Source organism: Mesorhizobium sp. M1078 (genome assembly GCF_040318615.1).
In the GTDB taxonomy this organism is placed as follows: domain Bacteria; phylum Pseudomonadota; class Alphaproteobacteria; order Rhizobiales; family Rhizobiaceae; genus Mesorhizobium.
On sequence record NZ_JAMYMP010000001.1, the window covers coordinates 692,096 to 717,391 of the forward strand.

At 60.8% G+C, this 25,296-nt stretch carries 27 protein-coding genes and 1 tRNA gene; 17 read left to right on the forward strand and 11 right to left on the reverse strand.

The genetic code is table 11. The features are described from left to right. The first annotated feature begins 22 nt into the window (after positions 1-22). The 5 genes from NKH38_RS03515 (at position 23) to NKH38_RS03535 (ending at position 7,434) form a co-directional block, all read left to right on the forward strand. Entirely contained in the window at positions 23-2,323 is a 2,301-nt protein-coding gene (locus NKH38_RS03515) for a glycoside hydrolase family 24 protein (RefSeq protein ID WP_352759110.1), read from the forward strand. Next, positions 2,323-4,443 (forward strand): hypothetical protein, encoded by a 2,121-nt coding sequence (locus NKH38_RS03520; protein ID WP_352759113.1) that lies wholly within the window; start codon positions 2,323-2,325, stop codon positions 4,441-4,443. Before NKH38_RS03515 ends, NKH38_RS03520 begins: the two co-directional genes overlap by 1 nt. A 206-nt stretch (positions 4,444-4,649) precedes the next feature. After that, positions 4,650-5,804, forward strand: coding sequence for a pyocin knob domain-containing protein (locus NKH38_RS03525; RefSeq protein ID WP_155923523.1), 1,155 nt, complete (start codon positions 4,650-4,652; stop codon positions 5,802-5,804). Positions 5,805-5,852: 48 nt separating this feature from the next. Next, positions 5,853-6,776: a glycosyltransferase gene (locus tag NKH38_RS03530; protein WP_348524518.1), complete on the forward strand. Its 924-nt coding sequence runs from the start codon at positions 5,853-5,855 to the stop codon at positions 6,774-6,776. A 295-nt stretch (positions 6,777-7,071) separates the two neighbouring features. Next, positions 7,072-7,434, forward strand: coding sequence for a hypothetical protein (locus tag NKH38_RS03535; RefSeq protein ID WP_023831649.1), 363 nt, complete (start codon positions 7,072-7,074; stop codon positions 7,432-7,434). Here the strand turns inward: NKH38_RS03535 and NKH38_RS03540 are convergent. Beyond that, positions 7,418-8,203 (reverse strand): hypothetical protein, encoded by a 786-nt coding sequence (locus tag NKH38_RS03540; RefSeq protein WP_023833699.1) that lies wholly within the window; start codon positions 8,201-8,203, stop codon positions 7,418-7,420. The two genes, NKH38_RS03535 and NKH38_RS03540, sit on opposite strands and share 17 nt — an antisense overlap. After that, positions 8,200-8,766: a CatB-related O-acetyltransferase gene (locus tag NKH38_RS03545; RefSeq protein ID WP_023807183.1), complete on the reverse strand. Its 567-nt coding sequence runs from the start codon at positions 8,764-8,766 to the stop codon at positions 8,200-8,202. Before NKH38_RS03545 ends, NKH38_RS03540 begins: the two co-directional genes overlap by 4 nt. Positions 8,767-8,834: 68 nt before the next feature. Between NKH38_RS03545 and NKH38_RS03550 the strand changes: the two genes are divergently transcribed. The 5 genes from NKH38_RS03550 to NKH38_RS03570 all read left to right on the forward strand — a co-directional run bounded on the left by NKH38_RS03550 (position 8,835) and on the right by NKH38_RS03570 (position 12,755). Next, entirely contained in the window at positions 8,835-9,647 is an 813-nt protein-coding gene (locus tag NKH38_RS03550) for a glycoside hydrolase family 108 protein (protein ID WP_352759119.1), read from the forward strand. Between the two features lie 112 nt (positions 9,648-9,759). After that, positions 9,760-10,002, forward strand: coding sequence for a hypothetical protein (locus NKH38_RS03555; protein WP_023831646.1), 243 nt, complete (start codon positions 9,760-9,762; stop codon positions 10,000-10,002). Beyond that, on the forward strand, positions 9,984-10,178 hold the full coding sequence (locus NKH38_RS03560) for a hypothetical protein (protein WP_031195501.1): 195 nt from the start codon (positions 9,984-9,986) through the stop codon (positions 10,176-10,178). Before NKH38_RS03555 ends, NKH38_RS03560 begins: the two co-directional genes overlap by 19 nt. Before the next feature lies 1 nt (position 10,179). Continuing rightward, positions 10,180-10,581 (forward strand): DUF1515 family protein, encoded by a 402-nt coding sequence (locus NKH38_RS03565; RefSeq protein WP_023831644.1) that lies wholly within the window; start codon positions 10,180-10,182, stop codon positions 10,579-10,581. 170 nt (positions 10,582-10,751) lie between these two features. Beyond that, positions 10,752-12,755, forward strand: coding sequence for an acyltransferase family protein (locus NKH38_RS03570; protein ID WP_352759121.1), 2,004 nt, complete (start codon positions 10,752-10,754; stop codon positions 12,753-12,755). Between the two features lie 17 nt (positions 12,756-12,772). Here NKH38_RS03570 and NKH38_RS03575 read toward each other — a convergent pair whose 3' ends face one another. Then, positions 12,773-12,946 carry a hypothetical protein gene (locus NKH38_RS03575; protein ID WP_023833702.1) on the reverse strand — a complete coding sequence of 58 codons (174 nt, stop codon included), beginning with the start codon at positions 12,944-12,946 and terminating at the stop codon, positions 12,773-12,775. Between the two features lie 197 nt (positions 12,947-13,143). Here NKH38_RS03575 and NKH38_RS03580 point away from each other — a divergent pair, with 197 nt between their 5' ends. The 5 genes from NKH38_RS03580 (at position 13,144) to NKH38_RS03600 (ending at position 15,545) form a co-directional block, all read left to right on the forward strand. Beyond that, on the forward strand, positions 13,144-13,404 hold the full coding sequence (locus NKH38_RS03580) for a metal-sensing transcriptional repressor (protein ID WP_023831641.1): 261 nt from the start codon (positions 13,144-13,146) through the stop codon (positions 13,402-13,404). 25 nt (positions 13,405-13,429) lie between these two features. Further along, positions 13,430-14,116, forward strand: coding sequence for a cation diffusion facilitator family transporter (locus NKH38_RS03585; RefSeq protein ID WP_352759125.1), 687 nt, complete (start codon positions 13,430-13,432; stop codon positions 14,114-14,116). Between the two features lie 39 nt (positions 14,117-14,155). Continuing rightward, the gene (locus tag NKH38_RS03590) at positions 14,156-14,869 is read left to right on the forward strand and encodes a HoxN/HupN/NixA family nickel/cobalt transporter (protein ID WP_023833703.1); all 714 of its coding nucleotides are present in this window, start codon (positions 14,156-14,158) and stop codon (positions 14,867-14,869) included. A gap of 95 nt (positions 14,870-14,964) precedes the next feature. Further along, complete coding sequence (locus NKH38_RS03595) at positions 14,965-15,198, forward strand: hypothetical protein (protein WP_023670915.1); 234 nt, start codon at positions 14,965-14,967, stop codon at positions 15,196-15,198. Between the two features lie 98 nt (positions 15,199-15,296). Then, on the forward strand, positions 15,297-15,545 hold the full coding sequence (locus NKH38_RS03600) for a hypothetical protein (RefSeq protein WP_023831638.1): 249 nt from the start codon (positions 15,297-15,299) through the stop codon (positions 15,543-15,545). 43 nt (positions 15,546-15,588) lie between these two features. On the opposite strand, the gene NKH38_RS03605 is transcribed toward NKH38_RS03600, so the two are convergent. The 3 genes from NKH38_RS03605 to NKH38_RS03615 all read right to left on the reverse strand — a co-directional run bounded on the left by NKH38_RS03605 (position 15,589) and on the right by NKH38_RS03615 (position 17,598). Then, the gene (locus NKH38_RS03605; protein ID WP_348625636.1) at positions 15,589-15,810 is read right to left on the reverse strand and encodes a hypothetical protein; all 222 of its coding nucleotides are present in this window, start codon (positions 15,808-15,810) and stop codon (positions 15,589-15,591) included. A 392-nt stretch (positions 15,811-16,202) separates the two neighbouring features. Then, positions 16,203-16,293 (reverse strand) — tRNA-Ser (locus NKH38_RS03610). 111 nt (positions 16,294-16,404) lie between these two features. After that, positions 16,405-17,598 carry a porin gene (locus NKH38_RS03615; protein WP_352759130.1) on the reverse strand — a complete coding sequence of 398 codons (1,194 nt, stop codon included), beginning with the start codon at positions 17,596-17,598 and terminating at the stop codon, positions 16,405-16,407. Between the two features lie 326 nt (positions 17,599-17,924). On the opposite strand from NKH38_RS03615, the gene NKH38_RS03620 reads away from it, so the two are divergent. Beyond that, positions 17,925-18,647, forward strand: a complete 723-nt coding sequence (locus NKH38_RS03620) for an antitoxin Xre/MbcA/ParS-like domain-containing protein (RefSeq protein ID WP_155923608.1) — start codon at positions 17,925-17,927, stop codon at positions 18,645-18,647. A 345-nt stretch (positions 18,648-18,992) separates the two neighbouring features. Here NKH38_RS03620 and NKH38_RS03625 read toward each other — a convergent pair whose 3' ends face one another. From NKH38_RS03625 to NKH38_RS03645, 5 genes are all read right to left on the reverse strand, one after another. Continuing rightward, positions 18,993-19,139 carry a hypothetical protein gene (locus NKH38_RS03625; RefSeq protein ID WP_023686592.1) on the reverse strand — a complete coding sequence of 49 codons (147 nt, stop codon included), beginning with the start codon at positions 19,137-19,139 and terminating at the stop codon, positions 18,993-18,995. Between the two features lie 54 nt (positions 19,140-19,193). Next, positions 19,194-19,448 (reverse strand): GlsB/YeaQ/YmgE family stress response membrane protein, encoded by a 255-nt coding sequence (locus NKH38_RS03630; protein WP_023704219.1) that lies wholly within the window; start codon positions 19,446-19,448, stop codon positions 19,194-19,196. 105 nt (positions 19,449-19,553) lie between these two features. Further along, complete coding sequence (locus tag NKH38_RS03635) at positions 19,554-19,760, reverse strand: hypothetical protein (RefSeq protein WP_023683046.1); 207 nt, start codon at positions 19,758-19,760, stop codon at positions 19,554-19,556. 80 nt (positions 19,761-19,840) lie between these two features. Then, a complete protein-coding gene (locus NKH38_RS03640) occupies positions 19,841-20,461 on the reverse strand; it encodes a ribonuclease D (RefSeq protein WP_023698188.1) in 621 nt (206 codons plus the stop codon). A 77-nt stretch (positions 20,462-20,538) separates the two neighbouring features. Beyond that, complete coding sequence (locus tag NKH38_RS03645) at positions 20,539-21,924, reverse strand: M20/M25/M40 family metallo-hydrolase (protein ID WP_023728545.1); 1,386 nt, start codon at positions 21,922-21,924, stop codon at positions 20,539-20,541. 444 nt (positions 21,925-22,368) lie between these two features. Between NKH38_RS03645 and polA the strand changes: the two genes are divergently transcribed. Further along, on the forward strand, positions 22,369-25,296 hold the full coding sequence (gene polA / locus NKH38_RS03650; RefSeq protein WP_352759301.1) for a DNA polymerase I: 2,928 nt from the start codon (positions 22,369-22,371) through the stop codon (positions 25,294-25,296).

The window sequence follows — 25,296 nt, forward strand, 5'->3', positions numbered from 1 at the left end:
TGCGACCGATGCTTTTGGCGGCATGATCAACGCTGGCACATTCCCGGCGGCTCCGGGCTCTCCAGTTGCGGCCTCCGCGAGCGGCGCGGCCGACTACGGCGGCGACCAACTCGCATGGCAGGACGCAAAGCCTTACCAGAAGGCGCTGCTCAACACGATTTCCGGCCCAGAAAGCGGCGGTCGCTACAACGTCATCTATGGCGGCGGAAAATTCGATGATTTCTCCCACCATCCGAACCAGGCGGTGCGCATCCAAACAGGGCCGAATGCTGGCCGCACCTCGTCGGCCGCTGGCAAATATCAGTTTCTGGGCTCCACATGGGACGATGAGGCGAAGGAACTTGGCTTGCCCGACTTCTCGCCAGTCAACCAGGACAAGGCGGCATGGAACCTCGCCGCCAAGACCTACAAGGCCAAGACGGGCCAAGTGCTTGATGACGTTCTTCAGTCCGGCGATCCTGACGCAATCGCCAACGTCGGCCAGGTCTTAAGCGGGACGTGGACGAGCCTTCCCGGTGGTATCGAACAGGGGACAAACACGAACAGGTTCGTTGCGACCTATCAGAAGGCGCTTGGCGCCGGCGCTACGCCCGCACAGGCAACGCAGGCGGCCCAGCAGGAGCAGTCACAAGACCCAGTTCAGGTTGCCTCGCTCGATCGCTCCGCTGGTATGACACCGGCCCCGAGCCTCGCCACCATGTCGCCCGGCACCACGGCTCCTGCGTATGATCCCAGCGGCCTTCCTCCGCTCGATCCTAACGACCCGATGGCACCCGCAACGCGTCCGACTTATCCCGGCGCTCCGCAAGGATCTGGAAAAGCTGGTGAAGTTCGCCGCGGCGCCGACGGCAAGACCTATCAGTTTGTCGAAACGACCGGCATGGCCGGCGCGACTGGTGATCAGGGATGGATCCCGGTCAATGCCGATGCGCCGCTGCCCAATCCCGGCCCCGGTGATCCTGCCGCGACCACGCCGGCCGGCCAGCGCGTCCTGTCAACGATGATGAGCTCGGAGCCCCTCAGCGGTCGCGGTGGCGTCGTGCAGGCCCTCAGCGCGGCTCAGCAGCCCGGTCCGGCGGCAGCGGCCCCGTCGCCGGTCGTTGCGGCTCTCGCCGGCGCTCAGCAGCCCCAGCAGGCTGCACCAGCCTCTCCCGGCGTCCAGAAGGTCGCTCAGGCGATGTCTCCGCAGGAAGACCTGTCCAGCATCCCGGTAGAGGCTGGCGGCACTGGCGGCGCTATCCAGCCCGGTCAGGGCGGTCCGTCTTTTCAGCAGATCATGCAGGTTGCCGCTGACCCTTGGGCATCGCCCGAACAAAAGGCGATGGCCAACATGATGCTCCAGCAGAAAATGCAGGATGCCGATCCTCTGCGGCAGCTGCAAATTCAGGCTGCGCGCAAGTCTCTGGCCGTTCCGCCGAAGCAGTGGCAGAAGCTGGACGACGACACTCTGTTCGATGCGGCCAGCGGCGAGACGAAAAGCATTTCAGGCGGCGGCCCGACGAAGTTCGAAGGCAACGGCCTCGATGCCCAGGCTTGGAACATCCTCTCGACCGCCGATCCCGCTTCGCGAGAATATGCGACTGCCTACGCCATCATTTCGCAGCCAAAGACGCAGATGGTGCAGACGCCTGATGGCATGGTGCCTATTCAGGTGCCGCCCAACCTTCCGGCATGGCTACAGGCTCCCGGTGGTGGTGCCGTGCCTGCCGCACCAGCCGCACCAGGAGTGACTTCGCCCGCTCAGGTAGCGCCTCCTGCTGCTGGGGCACCGGCTCCCGCCGTCGCTGCGCCGCCTTCGGCCGCTCCTTCTGCAGGAGCCGTCATCCCCGGCACAATGAAGCCGACAGAAACACAGCGGAACCGGGTTTCCTCGGTCAACCAGGCGTTCGATGCCATCACCGGCGAACTCGACCGCTATTCGGAGCTGGTCGCCAAGACCGGCATCGAGGTAATGCCCGGCGCGTCCAAGGACAATCTGAACACCGTCCGTCAGGGCATCATGTTGCAGATGAAGGAACTCTTCAATCTGGGCGTCCTCAACGGGCCTGATCTCCAGTTGATGGAAAACATGATCTACGACCCGGTTGTCGACGTGACCAAGGACGGCGGCGCATGGAACCTTCCGAGCCAGGTCTACACCGCCGCAATTGGCGGTGCTGGTGATAGGGCGGCCAACAGCGTCAAAGAGCTGAAGCGCATGCTGGAAGGCATCAAGGCTTCCGTCGACCGGACGACGGCCGAGCCGAACGCTCCGGCACCATCGTCAAATCCGGATGGCTGGAAAGATGTAGGAAACGGCGTGCGGATCAGGGTGAAACCATAATGGCAACATTCGAAATTCAAGGCGCAGACGGCAAGACTTACGAAGTCGATGCGCCCGACGAGAAGACCGCACTGAGCGCCCTCGGACAGGCGGGCGCATCCTCGGGTCCGGATGCCCGCGCTCAAGCGGGCATTGGGCTCGCCCAACAGATGCATGCGCTGTCACCCGAGCAAAAGCGCGCGATTGCCGGGGTCGATCAAGAGACGTTGCAGCCGAACCGCGTTCCTGCCTTCGCACCACCTGGCTACAATGCGCTCACCGACAGGATCGAGGGCGACGATGCTCTGAGCAAACTGCGCACCACCTCGGGCGGGATTCTGGAGGGCATCCCGATCTTGGGCCCAATGATCCGGGGCGGCGTCGATCGTGCAGCTGCTGCGACAATCGCGGGAGCGTCTGACGAGACCTATGACCAAGTTCTGAAGCGCATCCAAGCGGGCACCGTCGCCGAAAAGTCGATGAACCCAAACCTCGACAAGGCGTCACAAGTCACGGGCGCTGTCGCGGGCACTATCCCGGCGATGGCGGCAGCGCCTGGGGCCTTCGGTATTGGCGTGGCGTCGGCGCCGTTGCGCTTCGGCGCCAGTGCCTTGACCGGCGGACTTATCAACGGAACCGATGCGGCAATCCGTTCTGGTGGAGATCCTACGGCAACAGGCATTGGCGCGGTTACTGGAGCCGGCCTCGGTGTGCTCGCCCCGGCTATCGGGCCTCTCGTCGGCCGAGGCGTCAAGTATGTTGCCGATGGCTGGAACCTCGGCGGTGCAGCCAAGGAACTTGGCATCGACAAGGTTGCCGCGGCGATGCTGTCAAGGGCGGCAGGGCGCGACGCGCTCGATGCCGGCGCGCTGGGTCAGATGGACAAGCTCGGCCCCGGCGGAATGATCATGGATCTGGGCGAAAATCTTCGTTCGCAGGCCGGCGGCTTGGCAGCGTTGCCCGGAGAAGGCAAAGCCATTGTTCGCGGGGCCGTCGACGCGCGCAATGCCGGTGCAAACCAGCGCATCACCAGCACGATCGACCAGGAACTTGGCCCAGCCCCTATCCCATCGCGCATCAATGCCGGCATCGACGTGAACCAGGCCAACCTGTCACCGGAATATCGGGCGGCCTTTGCCAACGCTTCGCCGGTCAATCCGCGACCGATCGCCACCTATCTTGATCGGGAACTCCAGACCCTTCGCGGTGAGGCGCAGCGCGGTCTACAGCGTGTTCGCACGATGCTGAACCGCACCGGCACCCAAGAACTGGAAAGCAATCCCGTTACGTTGCTTGAAACCCGCAAGGCTATTGATGGCATGCTGGAAACGACGGTGGAAACGAACGCCCGCAACGCGCTTCAGACGGCCAGACAGGCTGTTGATGACGAGTTGCGCGCTTCCGTGCCCGGCATCAAAGAAGTCGACAGCAAATTTGCCGAGCTGGCCCGCCAGCGGGAGGCGGTCGGACGCGGCCAACAGGTGCTGTCCAGCGGCCGGGAAGCGCCGAGGCCCGCCGAGCTCGCCCAAGAAGTGCAGGAAGGTGCGTTGCCGCAAGGCATGCAGATCGGCCCGTCTGCTGTCCCTATGCGGCTGCGCGAGGGGGCGCGTGCCGAGATTGAGCGCATCGTGGGGACTAACGCAAATGACCGCGTTGCCCTTCAGCGCCTCATCAAGGGCGAAGGCGATTGGAACCGCAGTCGTCTTGCAACGCTTTTCGGTAAGGACCGAGCCGACCGCATCATCGGTCTTCTCGATCGCGAGAAACACTTCGCCGATACCACGGACATCGTGACGCGGAATTCACTCACCGCCGCCCGCCAGGCTTCCCAGCAAGAGCTTACCGGCTCAGGTGCCGAAGCCTTTGGCGTGCCGCAAGCATTCATGGCTGGCGGAGTAGCGGGAGCGACCCGGGCCACTGCCATGAAGGGTGTTGATGCCGTTGTCGAAGCTCTTCGAGGAATAAAGGATGAGTCTATGCGCACCGCCATGGCCCGCATCCTGACCAGCAACAATCCGGATGTGCTTGAAGCCCTTCTTCGTGCTGGGCGTGGTTCCGGTGTGTCAGGCTCAGAGGTCGATAAGGTCGCGCGCTCTCTGCTCCTCTCGCAAGGCCAGCGATCGGCGCTCCCACAGCAATAGCGCAACGAAAACCGCCGTCGTTCCCATAACGCCAACGGCAAGACCGATGACGAATTGGGGCTCCAAGCTTCGGAGAAACCCTCCAATCACGTCGTGCAGCACGACCATAATGCCGATCGTGACGACGGCGGCGATGATCTGAAGAATTCTGACGCGCATAGGCGCGGAACATACGAGCAAACCCCAAATATTAAAAGGTGCTGCCAATGCCTATGAATGGAGCCGGCGTCACGTCATGGCCGCCGAACACAACGGCGATTCCGAACACGACGATCGAGAGCGGGAAGTACAACGCCTTCTTGGCCGATCTTCTGTCGATCATGAACACGCCGCGCCCAATCACGATGGGCGGCACGGGCGCGAGCTCGGCGGTCGGTGGCAATGATGCTCTGCACACGACCAGCAGTGTCATCGCATCAGCTGCGACGACTGATCTGGCCGCGGCAACCGGTGTCTCCGTCACGGTGTCGGGCGCGGCGGTGATCACCGCTTTGGGCGTGCTGCCCAGCGGCGTCTTGCGTTTCCTGACCTTCTCCGGAGCGGCGACGCTTACCCATAATGCCGCCACGCTCATCCTGCCGGGGGCCGCCAACATCGTTGCCGCAGCCGGTGATACCGCCGTGGCGCAGTCCCTGGGTGGTGGCAACTGGCGTGTTCGATCCTACATCCGCGCGTCTGGCCAACCAGTCGCAGTAATCTCTGATGCCAACCTCCCCGCGCGCCTCGGTGTGGTGGCTAAGACGATCACCGACTGGAACACTGCGCTCGACAACGGCTGGTATATGGGCAGTGGGGCGGCCAACGCCCCTGCGGCAAACACCGGGTGGAATATCGGCACGGTCGAGGCACACGGGGCGGCCGGCTACCGAACCCAAACGGTTTACGATTTTGTGAATGCCACGGCGGCCAACACCACCATCTGGCGCCGTTACCAGAACGGCGGCGTGTGGGGTGCTTGGTTTAAAATCCAGTGGTCTCAGGCCGAGCAAGACGCCCGCTACGTTCAGTCGAGCACGGCGCTTCTGCAGAAAGCCTACGAGAGCGCCCAGCAGACCATCACGGCCGGCGGCACATTGACGCTGGCGCATGGGCTAGGGGTGAAGCCGAAGCTCTACATCGCCGTCATCCAGTGCACGACTGCGGACTTGGCGTATTCGATCGGCGATGAAGTCGCCATCAATCCTATGCTGAACACTACTGACGCTACCGTGCAGGCCATCAGCATGGTTCCGGATACAACCAATTTGAATGTTCGAATTGGCGCCAATTCCAGTTCACTTCGAATTATGGCCAAAAGCGGAGCAAGCCTTACCAACATAACGAACACAAGCTGGAGGCTGGTATTCAGGGCGTGGGCCTAGCTTGCTGAATAGGAATCCGTCTAAACCTGCGAAATGCATGCTACTGTCGTGGTTCAAGGCGAAATACCCTGCAAAGGCTACGGTGGCACTCAGCGCCAAGTAGACTGGCTGGCCACCACGCTGGTCGGTCTGGGGCATCGGGTCACGCTGATTGCCGCCCATGGCTCTACACATCCCCTCTGTGAGGTTCGACACGCTGCATCTGCGCCCGAAAGCGTGGCGGCAATCCCGCCAGATACCGACATTGTGCACTTCAACGGCTGGTACGAGGCCGAGACCAGTCACCGAGCGCTCTACACGCTGCACGGCTATGTGCCGAATACGCCAAGGGAAGGGCTGAACTGGAGTTTCGTTAGCGCCAGCCACGCCCGGCACCAGGGCCGGCAGACATTCGTCTACAACGGGTTCCCGGTGGATGCCTACCGGCTCACCGACAAGAAGACCGGTCGGCTGTTGTTTCTCGGCGGTATCGCAAGAGCGGGAAAGGGTCTCGGTCGCGCCGTCGACCTCGCCAAGAGATTTGACTTCGATCTCGACGTTGCCGGCGGCTCTCGCTGGAAGTTGCTCGGGCGTAGCAAGACTCGGGGCGTGTTCCTCAAAAGCCTTTCGCGTCGTTTCAATTTCACGGGGACTGTCGACGGTGACGAAAAGCTGCGGCTGTTGGGCGAGGCAAAAGCCTTCCTCAACCCGATTTCTTGGGATGAGCCGTTCGGCATGGCGCCGGTCGAGGCAATGCTATGCGGAACTCCAGTACTGACTACTCGACGCGGCGCGCTACCTGAAACAGTTAACGCAGAGACCGGACGCTTTTTCGACAGTAACGATGAATTCGCGACCGGCCTGAACGAGATCAGCGGGATGTCCGCACTCCGCTGCCGCGAATCGGCTGCTGACCGATTCCCAATCGAAAAGACCACTAAAGCCTACCTGGCCCTCTACCAGCGCGTTCTTGACGGCGAAACGCTTCCGTAAGTTTCCGGACGGGCGGCAATGCCCAAACCGGAGGTTTCCCATGACAAAATACTTCGCCAAAGCTCAAGGCGTGCGCCGCTAGCCGGCGGAAGGCCTATGCTGCTAACGCTCTTCCCCCCGCCTGATCTCAAAATCATCATGGTGCGTCCAATAATAAACGGCAGCTGACATTGCCACGATGCCCAACGCAAAGCCGACCGCCAACCCCAAATAAAACATCTCTGCCTCACGGCGAAAACCATGCTTGGCGAAGGCATACACCTATCACAAATTCTGAGTAAAGGGATCGGCAGATATGACCAAATTCTTCGTCGACGCGGATGGCGTCTATCTCGGCGGCTTTGACGGTGAAAACGTCGGTCTGCCTCAAAATGGCATTGAGGTCTTGGAGGCCCCGGCAGATGCCCGCCAACTCTGGGATGGCAAAGCGTGGAGCGCGCCGCCTGCTGAGCGTCGCATGGTGCCAAAATCGGTTGTGCAGGCTCGGATTATTGAGGCTGGCAAGATGTCGCAGGCCTATGCCGCCCTGGCGGGCAACCCAATCTATTTTGCCCGCTGGTTCGCGCCGGATCGGCCGGAAGTTTACAGCGACGATCCTGACGCAGTCGGGCTAGTCCGTGCTCTTGGGCTTGATCCTGCAGTCATCCTCGCGCCTTGAGTTTTTGGCGAATGATATCCACCGGCGTCCGCCACACTCGATATCGGCCAGCTTCGACGATTTGCCGTGCAACGGGCTCGGCAGCGTATGCATCGAAGAAGCGATGTACACGAGGTTCTGCGAACGCCTTCTTCCCTCGCGTATTATAGTCCCTGATCTTGAGCTTATGCGGGCTGATCGTCCGCCCCCCCAAGGACAAGGCTATGCCGATGCAGAACTGCTCCGCAGCGTCAATTTTCGATATCTGATGCACAGCAAGCATCGGTGGATACGCGTCCATCAGAGCGGGAAGATTGTCTCGATGCACTCCGAGAATGCCACTTTGCCACATAGGTTCGCGGCCCGTGATAACATGTTCGCCGATTCGAAGGCCTTCCCCTTCCAGCACAGGCGTCCATTTGTGGGGTTTCTCTAGGCGTCGCATCACTGAATGCTTAGGCGAAATGCTTTCGAAGCCAAGGGATAGAAATCCTGCTGGGTAGTGGTCTGAGTCCATGAAGATGAGGCGGTCGGTCATCCTCAGCAGTTTGATCAGCGCCCGGGCCTTGATGCCAAAATGATATTGACCGCTGAAGGACCAAGCCTCTTTCTGCATGTCAGTCAGAAGCAACGTCTCCATGGGATAGCCGACAAACAATTCGGGCCTATCCGTCGCAACAATGATCTTTGCTTCTGGACAATGATACAAAAGCTTGAGTGCGCTCAGCAACGCGCCGCGATGGTACAATTCGTTTTCGCCATACGCGATATAACCGAAAACGTCCCTCATCGAGTGGCGTGCTTTGCAATGAAAGTCTCGATCGGACCGCTGAGAGTAGCTGCCTCGCTCTTGATCTTATCGTCGTCCCACAACCACCACTGTATTTCCAGCAATTGCACAACGGTATCAGCAGGGAACCGGCTGCGGACAACTTGCGCGCGATTGCCGGCCACTATCGCATAGGGCTCGACAGACTTGGCGACGACGGAGCCGGCACCCACAACAGCGCCGTCGCCGACTGTCACGCCTGGCAATATGATGGCACCGTGGCCAATCCAAACATCGTTGCCGATCGTGATGCCCCCAGGCTTCCCAGCGTTGGGTAAAGGCTCAGGCTGCTTCAGGACGCGGCTATAGATCGGGAATGAAGTGGCACTCTTCGTCTGGTGTTGGCCGGTGCACATGAACAGCACTTGGCCAGCAACAGAGCAGAAGCTACCGACATTTAGGGGGGCTTCATTAGTCGGGAAAAGCACCTTCCGCCAAGTGACGCCATAGGTGTGGCGGCCGACGGACACATTATCGGGCAGTTTCGCGCGCGCGTCTTTGAACCACTTAGAAAATACTGACATTTAGACATCCCGCCCTGCCGCTAAATAGCGGTTACCTTCTTTCAAATGCAACCTCAAGAGGCTTACACATGGACCGCAATTTCGCGCGGGCGCTTACGCTCGTCCTAAAATCCGAAGGCGGCTGGTCGGACAATCCGGCCGATCCGGGCGGCGCCACCATGAAGGGCGTGACGCTGGCGACCTTCCGCGCCTACATCAAACCCGCCGGCACCAAGGCCGACCTGAAGATTATCACCGATGCCCAGATAGCGACGGTCTACCGCCGGCAGTTCTGGGATGCGGTGCACGGATCCGAGCTTCCGGGCGGTGTCGACTATGCCGCATTTGACTTCGCGGTGAATTCCGGCCCTAAGCGCGCCGCCGAATACTTGCAGCGCGTGGCTGGTGCAACGGTTGACGGCCGACTGGGACCAGACAGCCTCAAGGCGATCAGCGCCAAGCCCGCCGGCGTCATCATCGACGCCTATTGCGATGCGCGTCTGGCCTTCATGAGGCGGGCCAAGAACAAGAAGACCGGCAAACTGCTGTGGCCGACCTTCGGCAAAGGCTGGACGGCCCGCATGGCAGCCGTGCGTCGCGATGCAATGCTGATCTCTTCACTGCCCGCAGCGCCGCCGCCGATCAGGGTGCCGGTAGAGGTCCCTAAGCCTGTTGTCCCCGAAAAGGTGGAGCAGAAGGTCAAGGAGAAATCCGGATTCCTGTCCTGGCTGACTGGCCTCTTTGGCTCCGGTGCGCTTGGTCTTGGCTGGCTTGCCGGCATCGACTGGAAGGCCGTTCTTGCGGGCGGCGGCGTCCTCATCGTCTTCATCCTGATCTTGCTCCTGCTGCGCTCCCAGATCGTCGCGGCGGTGCGCCAGATCAAGGAAGAGGTGGCTGAGTGATGGAGGGCTTCCGCGAACTGCTCATCCCGGCATTCGATCGGCTGCTGCGCACCGTCGGCGCTGTCAGCCTAGCTATCATCGCCGGGTTTGCCGTCTGGTTCTGGTGGCCGCTATGAGCGCGGTCATCGCATGGTTCCTGAGCAACCCGACCGTCCTAGCCATTGGCGCGGCCATCATCGGCGCGCTTGCCTTCGGCTTTCAACAGCGGCTTGCCGGCGCCAAGGCCGAACGCAACAAGCAGGCGGCCGACAACGCAGCTGCGGCAACCGAAGGCCAGAAGATCGATGATGCTGTCGCCGGCCGCGCGCCGGACGTCAACCGGGAGAGGCTGGGCAAATGGTCACCAAAGCAATAGCTCTTGCGGTTTTCATGGCGATTGCCGGCTGCACGACGATAGGCGGCTCGTTTTGCGCGGTCGAGCACCCGATCCGCCTGTCCGCCGAAGCAATCGCGGCGCTTTCGGACGGCGAGGTGAATCAGGTCTTGGCCCACAACGAAAAGGGCGCCCAGCTCTGCGGCTGGAAAGCCTGACATGCCAACATCGGCGACGAAGAGCCTAGAGATGATGGTAGGCGGCCTCGTCGCCGCTATGGAGGGCGTCCAGCGGGACGTCACCGAGATCCGGCGCGATATCAAAGATAGCGACGCCCGGGCCGCGCTGAGCTACGAGCAATCCGAACAGCGCGCCGCCGCCAGCCGATCGAAGATGTACGCCAAGACCGACGAGTTGGTGGAGCGTCTTTCCCAGACCGAAGGCGCGGTGAAATCCCTCAGTGAAGACATGACCGAGGTGAAGGCCGTGACAGCGGAGGTCACCCGGTGGAAGCTGATGGGGCTCGGGGCGCTTGGTGTGACCGGCATGGCCGCAGCGGCGCTAGCCTCCCTTGTCACCGCGTACTGGTCGGATATCTGGCGGGCGCTGCGCGGCGGCTGATTGGCGACGACATGAAACCAATATCCGACTTCGCCCCGGCGCCTAACGGTGTCCGGGGCTTTTCGCTTTTCTGGTCCCAGCCGATGCCATGAGGTTGTTATTGGGGGCTACTTGTTCCATTCGTTTCATTCTGTATAAGCGCGAGCCTAGCAGCAACCGGAAGCAAGTATTTGAGCAAGTCGAATTTCCGGCCTGAGATCCAGGGGCTGCGTGCTATCGCTGTCTGCTCAGTCGCTTTGTTCCATGTCTGGCCGTGGCTGGTCCCCGGCGGCTATGTCGGCGTTGACGTGTTTTTTGTCATTTCTGGGTTCTTGATCACCGGCGTCTTGCTGCGGGAGGTGGAGGACACCGGAAGAATCGACCTACTTGGTTTCTATGTTCGCCGGGCGCGGCGCCTCTTGCCTGCCGCGATGCTTGTGCTTCTGCTGGTGGGCTTGGCGACCCCGCTCTATCTACCCTCCGCGCTATGGAGGGACGGCACGAATGAACTGGTGCATAGCGCCTTTCAATTGGAGAACTGGCGGCTCGCAGCGAAGGCGATTGATTACCTGGCGATGACGAGCGCGCCGAGCCCCGTCCAACATTACTGGTCGTTGTCGATCGAAGAACAGTTCTACGTTGTCTGGCCGGGACTGATCATCGGCGTCCTGTGGCTTTCTCGAAAGTTCCGCAGGCCCTGGCGGCCCTTGCTCGTCGCCGTCCTAGGCGCAATCTTCATCATCTCGATTGCCGCCTCGGTATGGCTCACGCTTGTCGACCCGGCGCGGGCTTATTTTGTCACCCACACCCGCATATGGGAGCTGGCGCTGGGCGCTCTGCTGTGTGTCATGGTGCTGGGATCAGCCGACACACGGATCGGGGAACGAGCGCGGCGATTGCTTGGGTTTGCCGGCGTCGGCTCGATTCTCGCAGCCGCCTTTCTGTTCTCGACCAAGACACCCTTCCCCGGCTATGCGGCGCTGTTGCCGACCGTTGGTACCGCGTTGGTGATCGTCTCTGGTCAAAGCCAGTCGTCGTTCAGCGCCTTTGCTTTGCTCAAGTCACGACCGTTCCAATTCCTCGGCGACATCTCTTACTCGCTCTATCTTTGGCATTGGCCAATCATCGTTTTTTTCACCCAGCAAAGTGGCGAAGCGATCGGCCTTTGGGGCGGCCTGGCCATCCTTGCAGCAAGCGTCGGTCTAGCCGCCATCACCAAGGTTCATGTCGAGGATCGTTTCCGCCACCGCGCATCGTTGCCATCACGCGCCCGACTGGTCGAGTGGCTGGCCGTTTTTGCCCCGGTTCCCTTGGTGCCTCTAATCGCATTTTGCGCTGTCTCGATAGAAATTGCCCGGCAACAAGCATTGATCTCGGAAAACCCGAATGACTATCCAGGGGCTAGATCGTTGTTCACCAACAGGCCGGTGCCGACCGTAGCGGCCTATGCTCCTTCGCTGCCGACAATAAAGCAGGATAAGCCACAAACGGACATCTGCCGCCCGCCTCGTGAAAACGGCGAACCTGTCGGTTGCCAGTTTGGCGATCCAAATGGGCGGCTCAAGGTGTTCCTGGTTGGCGATTCGCACGCAGAGCACTGGCTTCCGGCGTTTCAGGTGGCGGCGTCGGATCGAGGTTGGAATGCGGAGAGTTTTACCAAGCCCGGATGCCCGCTATTTCCTACCATGATCATGGTGTCTGACAGCGACCGTCCGTTTCCAGATTGCCTGACCTGGGGTCAGCATATGCTGCGAATTATTCAACAACAAAGGCCAGACATCATCATTTTCGGGCAGAGAGATGTTTTACGTGCTTATCCCGACGACGGAAGCCAGATGCCCGTGAGCGATACGTTGGTGCAGCTATGGCGCCGCATCGAGGCATTGGGCATTAAGGTGGTGGTAATAGCCGACACACCAGCTTGGGGAACGAACCCGGAGCGATGCATGGCTCGGGACCGCCACTGCTCCGTTCCATATAAATCGGTACGTGATCGGGATCCCGTGGTAGTTGCCCAGCGCCTCTACCCGCATGTGCCGCTCGTGGACTTCAGCGACATTGTATGCCCCGGGGACGTATGCCCCGCGGTTATCGGCAATGTTTTTGTCTGGCGCGACACGGACCACCTGACCGCCACGTATTCGCGTTCAATGGCCGACATTTTCGGCAAACGCATCGACGCGGCAATCAATTAGCCGCGTGCGGCCGGCGCTCATTGGTCGAACTGCAGGGGCTCGTGGTCCGGTTTCTCGTGCCACATCACCTGACGGAAGTCGCGCCGGTCGACCTGCTGGCGGCAGATGGGGCACACATAGAAATGCTCCTGCCAGTCAGGGTCATGAGGTTTGCCGGGGATAGCTGGCCCAAGGTCCGCAATTCTGGTCATGATTTCCGCAGCGCCTTCGCTTCCCGCTCCAGCGTCTCGCGTTGGTTGCCGTGCTTCGCGATCAATTCCTTCATCTGCTGCGGGGTGATGGACGATTTCAGCGCCATGGATACACGTCCTGCGGGGTGGCTGATCAAGAGCCGATCTGCGCTCACATCATACTTGACGCATCCTACCGGGGGGGATACCGGTGGGGCATGTCCGAAGGCATCCATAGTTCTCATCCGGCTATCGTGAAGCGCTTAAAGCGCGCACAGGGGCATCTAGCATCCGTGCTTGGCATGTTCGAGGCGCAGCGATCCTGCGTCGACCTAGCGCAGCAACTCCATGCAGTGGAGAGCGCCATCAGCAGCGCAAAGCGAGAACTGATCCACGATCATATCGAACATTGTCTGACCGACACGAAAGCGGGAGGCAACTCGCTGGCAGAGCTCAAGCAACTGGCGAAATACCTATGACCAGTATCGGCGCACGCGTCCTGGGTTGGTTCTGGCCGGTATCATTATCGTGCTGATCATTCTGTTCAGCGCCATCGTCGCCGGGTACCAGGCTATCGAGCGCTTGGTCAATCCGCAGGCAGTGACTCATCTCGGTTGGCTGACCGCGGCGGGCATTGTCGGCTTCCTCGGGAATGAGGCCGTCGCGGTGTTTCGCATCCGTATCGGCAGGGAAATCAACAGTGCGGCCCTCGTCGCCGACGGCTACCATGCCCGCACCGACGGGCTTACCAGCCTTGCAGTGGTCATCGGCGCCATCGGCGTCTGGCTCGGATTTCCGCTGGCCGACCCGATCATCGGGCTTCTCATCACGGTCGCTATATTCGGTATCGTCTGGCAATCGGCGCGCTCAGTGCTCACCCGCATGCTCGACGGCGTCGAGCCGGGCGTGATGGCCGAAATTCAGCATGCCGCTGCGCATGTGCAGGGTGCTCGCATCGTCGACGCCAAGGCCCGCTGGATTGGCCACAAGTTGCATGCCGATATCGCTATTGCGGCCGACGGAACCTTGCCTCTCTCAGAGGCGAACAAGATCACGGCGGCGCTGGAGAACGAACTGTTCGAACACATGCCGGCGCTCGCAGCTGCCAATATCCGGTTTTCGACCGACCAAGGTGAGCACGAGCATCCGCACTCTCATGATCATGGCGAACATCACGGCCACCAGCACTGACAGCTGCCGGAAACCACTCGCTTCTGCCGGTCTCGGCTGATGTTCCAGGCGCTTGTCGAATTTCAGCGCTCCATATACCTGGCGCTCGCAGATCAGATAAAGCTGCTTTCAGTTGGCGGTGATTGGCTTGCGTTCCTTGCCTTTCTGCCGATGGGCGTCCTGTTCGGTGCGGCACATGCTCTAACGCCCGGCCACAGTAAGGCTGTCTTGGCGACGTACCTTGCAGGTTCGGATGCGAAGGTTTCGCGCGGCCTCCTGGTGTCGATTACGCTGTCCTTCACTCACGTGGCGACAGCGGTGCTGATCGCCGTATTCTCCCTGCCGCTCGTCTCGATTGCATTGGGCAGCGTTGGACGCGCACCACTGCTTGAGGGTGTGAGTCGCGGTCTGCTCGGGCTGATCGGCGTCTGGATGCTTTGGCGTTCGGTGAGCCACGGCCATCATCACAAGCATGAGGGCGAGGCCGTTGGAGTCATGGCCGGTTTGATTCCGTGCCCGCTGACCCTTTTTGTCATGACCTTCGCGATTTCCAGAGGGGTGCTGGGAGCTGGCATTCTGTTCGCAATCACCATGATGGTGGGCGTGGCCCTAACGCTGTCCAGCGTGGCGGTACTGTCGATCTTGTTTCGGGAGCGCCTGGTGCATTTTTTCGACAGCAGGCCACGGCTGTTCGATACCATATCGCGAGCAATCGAAGGCGCAGCGGGCCTTGCCCTCGCCAGCGTAGCGGTCTGGCAACTTACAGCCGGATAGAGCCACAGCTGTCCACAGACCCTCTCCTTTCTTAGGAAAAGGCGATGAGAAGCTGCGGCACGCAAGGCTGCTGGATTTCCGGGAGGATGATGCAAATGGCCATGCCTAAGAAAGATCAGGAACGCGCCACCTACGCCTGGATGTACGGCGCCCAAGCGCGCAAGGATGGCAAGGAGCGTGAGGTGCCAGCTTACTGGCAGGAACATGCCGACGCGTGGCTGCAGGGCTTTGACGGTGTGGCGATGGACGGTTTTGGCAAGACCAAAACCGTCAACAACGAGATGGAGGCCGAGGTCGACGAAGCTGCCGTCGAGCGCCCCGACGAATAGCCATTTTGCCGTATGCCGTATGGTTGTTTTTAATTGGAGAAGTGTTTCGTTGGGCCTATAAAGATTGCGTTTACCATTGCCTTTTTAGGGAGAATGCGATGGTTGCAACGCCCATAGAAATCGCTCAAGCCGCTACTGCGACTACGGCCACCTTGCTGAAGTGGCAGAAGTCCATGGAGGAACGCGCCACGTTTCGCCAGAACATGGATCAATCGCGCAGGGCGATTCAAGCCTCACGCGATCTGCTGAAGCGCCTTCGCCAACGTCATCGCGACGACATGGCGGAAAGTTGGGAAGATGCCGACCCATCGCCGGCAGCTAGCGCGAGGCGACCAGAGCCGATGTGAAGGGGAAAGTTTCAGTGGCCTGTGCCTTGGGTCGGCAGTGCCGTTAGGCTTTGCCAACAAGCGGCCTTTTCCGCTTCGGCGCCACATAGCTCTCAACCAGCCGCACATGCTCGGCGTCCACAGTCACCAATGGCCGGAGGCTCACGGTCACTTTGTCGCCGTCGATGCGCGTGACCGGGCCGATTAATTCCATATGCTGGCCGATCACGGCCTTCGAAGTCGAATCGACAACCGAATGCGGGAAGTCATAGGAGGGGATCGTCACGCTTATGCGGTCGCGTGACACGCGATCGCGCACAACCGCCGTGACGGCGACCTCGTCGCCAACTTTGATATTGCCCCGAGCTATGTGCAAGACTCTGGAGCGGGCGGCTGCGGCGTCAAGATGAGAGGTTGCTAATTAATGAGCACACGCGGCCTGAAGTTTCTCGATAAGTGGGTGGCCAAGCAACTGCCTATCATAGCGAGGGGAGATCCGATCGCCGCCAGCGACTTGGCGGAGGACTTGATGACAGCAGCAGAGAGTGGGTATCGGCGAGCATGAAATCGCTGGCGAGGCCGCAAGCGTCTTCGACCTGCTCTTGGAGGTGATGCGGAGGCGAGAGGTGCGCGAGACCGGGCATTATGGCCGGACAAAACGTCTCTCAGAAGGGCAATTGGCGGAGAGGATGGGATTCGAACCCACGAGAAGCTTTTGACCTCTACTCCCTTAGCAGGGGAGCGCCTTCGACCACTCGGCCACCTCTCCATAACGCCGCAGCTACAGCGACTTCTGCACCCAATGGGGCTTGGGTAAGGTTTGATAAAAATGCGAAACCCGGCGGTTGCCCGCCGGGTTCCATTTCCAATCGAGCGCCTATTAGAACGAGCGCTGGAAGCGGAGCATGCCGCCGATGGCGTCGTCGCCATCAGTGATACCGGTCCAGTTGTGGTTCGTGCCAAGGGTGTCGACATCGTCGATCTTGCCTGCATTGACGTAGTCAACTTCGGCAGTGATCGTGAACCCGGGAACGACGTCGTAGGCGATGTTGGCGGCGATGCCGAGGTTCTCACCTTCGTCATACGAGACCTGGGCGTTGAACGAGGTCTTCTCGTTGATGGTGTAGGTGCCACCACCCCAGACTGCCCAGTTGCCGTCCCACTGCTTGTAGAAGCCGCGACCGCCGGCCGGGAACGCGTAGGTCACGTCCGTGTAATTGTCGTCGGTTCCATAGCCGCCCATGATGAACAGCGACAGGTTCTGCATCGGGGTGATGTCCAAACGAACCTTGCCGGCGACTTCTTCATAGTTGCTGTCGTAAGCGATGACGCCGGTGATGGCGCCCCAGCCCTGCGTGTACTTCAAGCCGCCGACGACATGCGGAACGTAGCTGTCGATCGTGCCCACGCCGTAGGAACCGACCGTGGAGCCGCCCGCGCCCGAGCCTTCTTCGAGAGAGATCACGGCCGAGAAGCCGTTGCCCGCGTCGAAGTAGTACTGGATGACGTTGGTGTCGAAATCGCCGTAGGGAACGAGCGTATCCTGGATGACGTTGCCGGCGTAGCCGATGAACGTGTTGAAGGCCGATTCGTCCTTACCGACGCGCAGACCACCAAGCTGGATCCAGGCGAAGTTCAGCGAAGCACCGGTGTTGCCGGCAGGATTGACGTCACCAAGCGCGCCCGCATCACGGTTGTTGTTCTGGAAGTTGAAGCGGGTCTCAGTGTAGGTCTTCAAGGTGCCGAGCTCGGTTTCCTGGCCGGTCCAGGTCTTCAGCGAGAAACGGGCCTTTTTGAACCAGGTGTCGTTGCTGCCGCCGTCCTCAACGTCGGCGGACGTCGCGCCGTCGAACGAGCCGACATCACCACCGCCGATGTCGTAGCGGACATAGCCGCCGATGCGCAGGCAGGTTTCGGTGCCGGGGATGTAGAAGTAGCCCGAGCCGTAAACGTCGCAAATCTTGACGTATTCAGCCGGTTCCGGCTCGGCGACGACGACGGCGTCGGCGGCGCGCGCACCGGAAACTGCGATCAGGGCCGCAGCGGAGCCGAGAAGAAGGCTCTTAATGTTCATTTTCTGACCTCCAGTCAAAAGTTAAAAAACGGGTCTGGGTATTCTTTAGCTGAAGGACAGCGTTCCCTGCCCCATCCCCACTACCGAAAAAGATGCGCACCGCGCCGCTCCTTCGAAATCGACATTACGCATCGGACTGCGGTGAGCAACCAAGATCGTCGCGCCAAAAGGCCAATCTGGCTTCTATGACAGCCCCGTGTTGCAGAAACGTCACGTTTTTGCCACTTGAGAAACAATTTGGTAACGAATTGGCGTTGCCTCGGCCCGCCTTTATGATCTTTGTATGGCGCTGGGATGCCTTGCTTAGCAATAGAATCGAGAGCGCAATGACAACCAAAAGACGTTTTTCCAAACTGCGGCACAGGGAAAAGCTTGAAAGCCGCGAAGGCCTGCAGGAGACCCTCTACCTAGCCATTGAGAGCGTGCTCCAAACGGATGGACCGAAGATTCGACTGCCGGCGATGAGGGCTGCGTCTGAGATAGCGGCCATCATCGTATCCCAGATAGTATGTCAGCCAGACGCTATTCAGAGGGCCTTCAAAACCATTGAGGAAGACATTCCAAATTACGCGACGGAGTTTGCGACCGAGTTGACACAGATCGCCTTGGGACAAGTTTCTAGGCGCCTCGTTCGTCTCAAAGCCAGCCGTTCCGAACCGGCAGCAACTCTGAAACTGGCGGACGATTGGGCCGGGCCGGTGGCTGGCCCAACGGAGATCGAGCGTTTCTTCGGAATTCCGCGCTCCACATTATATCGTTGGCAGAAACGAAATGAAGCCGTCGCTCTAAATACCCGGAGCAGCAGCAAGCCCGTATTCCCTTTAAGGCAGTTTGCTGATGGACGGCCGGTCCCTGGCATCGCCGAGGTAATCTCGATCGTTGGTAGTCCACGTCAAGCATGGGAATGGCTCATATCGCCAAACTTTCAACTTAAGGAACAAAGTCCAATCGATGTTCTTCACGCTGGCGACATAAAGGGGGTGGTTTCGGCTGCTCGGAACCTCGCACCGAACGACACCACAGTTATCCCGTTCAAAATCTCAACGTAAGTTTTGGTGGTGCCAACACGAGACTTGGTTGGTCGCGAACAGCTCGCACTCGCCCTCGCCCCTGAGTGCGTTTCGCACAGCGCGCTCCATCGCGACCTGGAATTCATTGGGGTGTAGTTTTTTACTAAATTTCTCTCCCCAACGCCCCGAACGATCGCAACCAACGGTAACCACTTCAAGCAAAATCAAGGGCTTAGTCTTAAGGGCGCGTTAAAGCAGGGTTTATGCACCCTTCTGAAATTCCTTAAGAATTTCTAAAATACGCTGCCGCCAACTGGGTCCGAAAGCCGCATCCTCGCGGCCTGTCTGCCGCAAAAGGCAGAGGCCCTGGCTACCCCGAATATTTCAATTCTGCTGGATCGAAATGCCCTTGTCGTCGATCTTCAGTTCGACGCCCTTGGGCTTGGTCTGTTCGTGATAGACATATGCACCGAGCGCGATGACCACGACAACGAGCGCGCCGACAAGGAGATAGAGAGTGTTCTGTTTCACGGCGCGCTCCTGTGGCAGCAATTCCGGAATTGCGTTGAATGAAAACTTAGAGCGTCAAGCTCGCTTCAGAACCTTGACCAGCACCAGCAGGATGACGGCGCCGATCGTGGCGTTGATGATGGCAGCCAGAATGCCGCCGCCGATAGCGAAGCCGAGCCTTGGAAATAGCCAGCCGGCGATCAGGGCGCCGATAATGCCGACGATGATGTTGCCGATGAGGCCGAAGCCGAAGCCCGAGACGATGAGGCCGGCGAGCCAGCCGGCAATGGCGCCGATGATGATGAAGATGAGAAGGCTTTCGATGCCCATGACGCGTTCCTCCAGGAAGAGAGGCTACGGAGCGGAAGGCCCCGAATCGGCCTCGATATCAACGACTTCAGGCTATGCGAAAGCAGTTGCACCCGCCAGCGACGCTCATTGGTCGTCGTCATCGTCGCTGGAGACTGGCCGCCAGCTGGTCGGGTCGACCTTTTTCTGGGTATCGCTGTCGGTGTAGACCCACCAGGCGCCGTCGCGATATTGCCCGACGGATTCGCTGACGACGCCGGCGCCGTCCTTCCACAGGACAGTGACCTTGGATCCATCCGTCGGGGCGGTCGCTATCGGTTTGCGGTCTGCCACGTCATCCCCCTCATTGAGTCGACAGAACGCCACGACGCGTGTCTGGTTGCAAGGCTGCCGGAAGAGTTATCCGAAGGCCATCAGCTGTGGGCAAAAATATCCTCTTCGTCCCAACCCATCAAATCGAGCTTGGCACGCGTCGGCAGGAAGCGGAAGCAGGCGTCGGCTTCCTTGGTGCGCCCGTCCCGCGCCAGGCGTCCAGCCAGCACCTCGCGCAGACGGTGCAGATAGAGAACGTCGGAAGCGGCATATTCGAGCTGTTCGGGCGACAGGGTCTCGGCCGCCCAGTCCGACGATTGCTGCGCCTTCGACAGGCCGACGCCAAGCAGTTCGAAGCAGATGTCCTTCAAGCCGTGCCGGTCGGTATAAGTGCGGGTCAGCCGCGAGGCGATCTTGGTGCAGAACACCGGCTCCGGCATGACGCCGAAGGCGTTGTAGAGCACGGCGAGGTCGAAACGGCCGTAGTGGAACAGTTTCGATATGCCGCGGTTGCGGAGCAGGCTGACGAGGTTCGGCGCTTTCTTCTGGCCGGGCGCGATCTGGATCACGTCGGCGGAGCCATCGCCCGGAGAGATCTGCACCACGCACAGCCGGTCGCGGTGCGGGTTCAAGCCCAGCGTCTCGGTATCTATGGCCACCGCGTCGACATTGTAGTGGGCGAGGTCGGGCAGATCGTTCTTGTGGAAGCGGATGTCGGGCATAGTTGTCTCCGGATCGCGGCGTAACTCGTCCTCGCCGCGATCCGCTGAAAAATCAACAAGAAAACTTCCCAGCCTCCTCAGCGCGTCAGCGCATCGAGAATGCGCGCCCAGGAGCGCTGGCCCTTGTGGAAGGAGGTCAGCTCGTATTTCTCGTTGGGCGAGTGGATGCGGTCGTCGTCGAGGCCGAACCCGACCAGCAGCGATTCCATGCCGAGATAGGTCTGGAAGTCGCCGACCACCGGTATCGAGCCGCCGCTGCCCGTCGTCACCGCTGGCTTCGGCCATTCATCCGACAGCGCAGTCTTGGCCTTGGCCAGGAATGGCGAGTCGTAGGAAAGCTGAATTGCCGGCCCGCCGCCATGCGGGTGGAATTCGACCGAACAGTCCCCGGGAATGCGCGCCTTGACGAATTTCCGGAAAGCCGCGCGGATCTTCTCGGGGTCCTGCTTGTGGACGAGGCGGAAGGAGATTTTGGACGACGCTTCCGCCGCGATCACCGTCTTGAACCCCTTGCCGGTATAGCCGCCGATGATGCCGTTGAACTCGGCCGTCGGCCGCGCCCAGGTCAGTTCCATCACCGAGCGGCCTTTTTCGCCCGACGGGATCGAGAGGCCGATCGGTCCGAGGAAGGTCTCGGCTGTCTCGCCCAATGTCTCCCAGGATTTCAGGATCTGCGACGGCGTCTCCTCGACCCCGTCATAGAAGCCGGGAATGGTGATGTGGCCGTTCTCGTCATGGATGTCGGCGAGGATTTTCGCCAGGATGCGGATCGGGTTGGCGGCGGCGCCGCCATAGAGGCCCGAATGCAGGTCGCGATCGGCGGCCTTGACGGTGACCTCCTCGCCGACCATTCCGCGCAGCGAAACGCAGATCGACGGCGTCTCGCGGTCCCACATGCCGGTGTCGCAGACCAGCGCGAAATCGGCCTTCAGCTCATCGGCATTGGCCTCGAGGAACGGCTTCAGCGACGGCGAACCGGACTCCTCCTCGCCCTCGAACAGGATGGTGATGCGGCAGGGCAGATTGCCATGCACCTGCTTCCAGGCGCGGCAGGCCTCGACGAAGGTCATCAGCTGCCCCTTGTCGTCGGCCGAGCCGCGGCCGGTGATTACCTTGTGACCGGGCTCGATCTCATTGACCGCCGGCGCAAACGGGTCGTTCTCCCAAAGCTCGATCGGATCGACCGGCTGCACGTCGTAATGGCCGTAAAACAGCACATGCGGCGAACCGGCGGGGCCTTCATGGTGCGCAACCACCATCGGGTGTCCCGGCGTGTCGCGCACCGAAGCGTCGAAGCCGATCAGCTTGAGGTCCGCCACCAGCCATTCGGCGGCCTTGCGGCAGTCGGCGGCATAGTCTGAATCGGTGGAGATCGACTTGATGCGGAGCAGGCCGAACAGGCGCTCCAGGCTCTGGTCGAGATTTTTGTCGAGACGGTCGAGGACGGAGGAAATGGTGGACATTACTGCGGGCCTTTCTTTTCGGTGCCGGGACCGTAAAGGCAGCGCATCAAAACGAAAAGCCCGCGATCGTTGGACCACGGACCGTAAACACTTGTCAGAAGGCAAAAAAGAACCGCCGTGGTGGAGGGGAACCACGGCGGTCTTTTACTCGAAACGATGCGGCAGCCCGGAGAGGGGGGATAGGCTGCCGCAATTGTCCGGGATAGGCGGGGGACGGGCCTTGCTCCGGACTCGGCGAAAACTGCCGATGACCTTTATCTGTGTCTCGGATCGTGGCGTTTCAAGGGCACAAAAATTACACTTTTGTAACATAGCCGTGAGCGCCGAGGCAAACAGCAGCAGGACCTATCGGCAGGCAGGCTCTGTCAGCATGTCGCCGCAACACCTGTTGGAAGCCCGCCTTTGCCATGGACCGCGCCGTCCTGCCGCGCTATCCCTGCCGGCATGAAAAAAGGCGACCATCTCTTCCTTATCGACGGCTCCGGCTACATCTTTCGCGCCTATCATGCGCTGCCGCCGCTGACCCGCAAATCCGATGGGCTGCCGGTCGGCGCGGTCTCCGGCTTCTGCAACATGCTGTGGAAGCTGATGCAGGACGCCCGCAACACCGATGTAGGAATTGTACCGACGCATTTAGCGGTCATTTTCGATTATTCGTCGAAAACCTTCCGCAATGATCTCTACCCGGAATACAAGGCCAACCGCAACGCACCGCCCGAAGACCTGATCCCGCAATTCGGTCTGATCCGCCAGGCAACCGTGGCCTTCAACCTGCCTTGCATCGAGATCGAAGGCTACGAGGCCGACGACCTCATCGCCACTTATGCCAGGCTGGCGTGCGAGGCCGGCGGCGACACCACTATCATCTCCTCCGACAAGGATCTGATGCAGCTGGTCGGACCCACGGTCGGCATGTACGACCCGATGAAGGACCGCCAGATCGGCATCCCCGAAGTCATCGAGAAATGGGGCGTGCCGCCGGAAAAGATGATAGACCTGCAGGCGCTGACCGGCGACTCCGTCGACAATGTGCCGGGCGTACCCGGCATCGGGCCGAAAACGGCGGCGCAGCTTCTGGAACAGTTCGGCGACCTTGACGGGCTGCTCGCCCGGGCCAGCGAGATCAAGCAGGACAAGAGGCGCGAATCCATCATCGCCAATGCCGACAAGGCGCGCATATCGCGCCAGCTGGTGACGCTGAAGAACGACGTGCCGGTGACCGACGGGCTCGACGATTTCGTGCTGCATGCGCCGGATGGGCCGAAGCTGATCGGCTTTCTCAAAACCATGGAATTCACCTCGCTGACCCGCCGTGTGGCCGAGGCGACCAGCACCGAAGCCGGCGATGTGCAGGCTGTCGCAGTCACCGTCGAGCGCGCCGACACCGCGCACGGCCCCGATGTCGGCTCCGGCACACCGGTGCCTGCGGCAACACAGGATGAAGCCAAAACCGAAACCGCCAGGGCCGGGGACGCGCCTTCGCTGCTTGCCGCACTTCGCCTGGAAACGGCCGCCGCGGCCAAAATCGATCCTGCCGCCTATGTCGCCATCCGCGACACGGCAAGGCTCAAGACCTGGCTGGCCCAAGCCAAGGAGACCGGAACCGTCGCCTTCGACACCGAAACCACGTCTTCCGATCCGATGCTGGCCGACCTCATCGGTTTCTCCCTGGCGATCGGCCCCGGCCGCGCCGCCTATGTGCCGCTCGCCCACAAGAGCGGCGCCGGCGACCTGCTCGGCGGCGGCACGCTGGAGAACCAGATTCCGGTCCGCGAGGCGCTGGCGCTGCTGAAGCCGCTGCTGGAAGACAAATCGGTGCTCAAGATCGCCCAGGACGCCAAATACGACATCGTCGTCATGAGCCGCCACGGCATCGATATCGCACCCTTCGACGACACGATGTTGATTTCCTATGTGCTCGACGCCGGCACCGGCCACCACACTTTGTCCTCGCTTGCCGACAAATGGCTCGGCCATGCCACGACGCCGCTCAAGGATCTCGCCGGTTCAGGCAGAAGCTCGGTCGGCTTCGACCAGGTCGACATCGACCGGGCGACCGCCTACGCCGCCGGCCATGCCGACGTGACGCTGCGGCTATGGCAGGTGCTGAAGCCGCGGCTGGCCGCCAAGGGCCTGGTCTCGGTCTATGAGCGGCTGGAGCGTCCGCTGGTGCCGGTTCTGGCGCGTATGGAGCAGCGCGGCATCTCGGTCGACCGCCAGATTCTGTCGCGGCTCTCCGGCGAGCTGGCGCAAGGCGCGGCACGGCTGGAAGAGGAAATCTACGGCCTTGTCGGCGAGCGCATCAACATCGGGTCGCCAAAGCAACTCGGCGACATCCTGTTCGGCCGCATGGGCCTGCCCGGCGGCTCCAAGACCAAGACCGGGCAATGGTCGACCTCCGCGCAGCTTCTGGAAGACCTCGCCGCCGAAGGCCACGAACTGCCGCGCAAGATCGTCGACTGGCGTCAGCTGACCAAGCTGAAATCGACCTACACCGACGCGCTGCCCGGTTTCATCCATCCCGACACCAGGCGCGTGCACACATCTTATGCGCTGGCCGCAACGACGACGGGCCGGCTGTCCTCCTCCGATCCCAATCTGCAGAACATCCCGGTGCGCACCGCGGAGGGACGCAAGATCAGGACGGCCTTCATCGCCGACAAGGGCCAGAAACTGGTCTCGGCCGACTACAGCCAGATCGAACTGCGCGTGCTTGCCCACGTCGCCGAGATCCCGCAGTTGAAGCAGGCCTTCGCCGATGGCGCCGACATCCACGCCATCACCGCCTCGGAAATGTTCAACGTGCCGGTCGAAGGCATGCCGTCCGAAGTGCGCCGCCGCGCCAAGGCGATCAATTTCGGCATCATCTACGGCATCTCGGCCTTTGGGCTCGCCAACCAGCTGTCGATCCCGCGCGAGGAGGCCGGCGCCTACATCAAGAAGTATTTCGAGCGTTTCCCCGGCATCCGCGACTATATCGAGGCAACAAAGGCCTATGCGCGCGAACATGGCTTCGTCGAAACCATCTTCGGCCGCCGCATCCACTATCCTGAGATCCGGTCGTCAAACCCGTCGATCCGTGCCTTCAACGAGCGCGCCTCGATCAACGCCAGGCTGCAAGGCACCGCTGCCGATATCATCCGCCGCGCCATGGTGCATATGGACGAGGCGCTGGAAAAGGCCGGCCTGTCCGCCCGCATGCTCTTGCAGGTGCATGACGAATTGATCTTCGAGACGGTTGAAGCGGAAGTCGAGGCGACGATCCCCGTGGTGCGCAGGGTGATGGAGAACGCGCCGATGCCGGCCATATCGATGTCGGTGCCGCTGCATGTCGATGCGCGGGCGGCGAACAACTGGGACGAGGCGCATTGA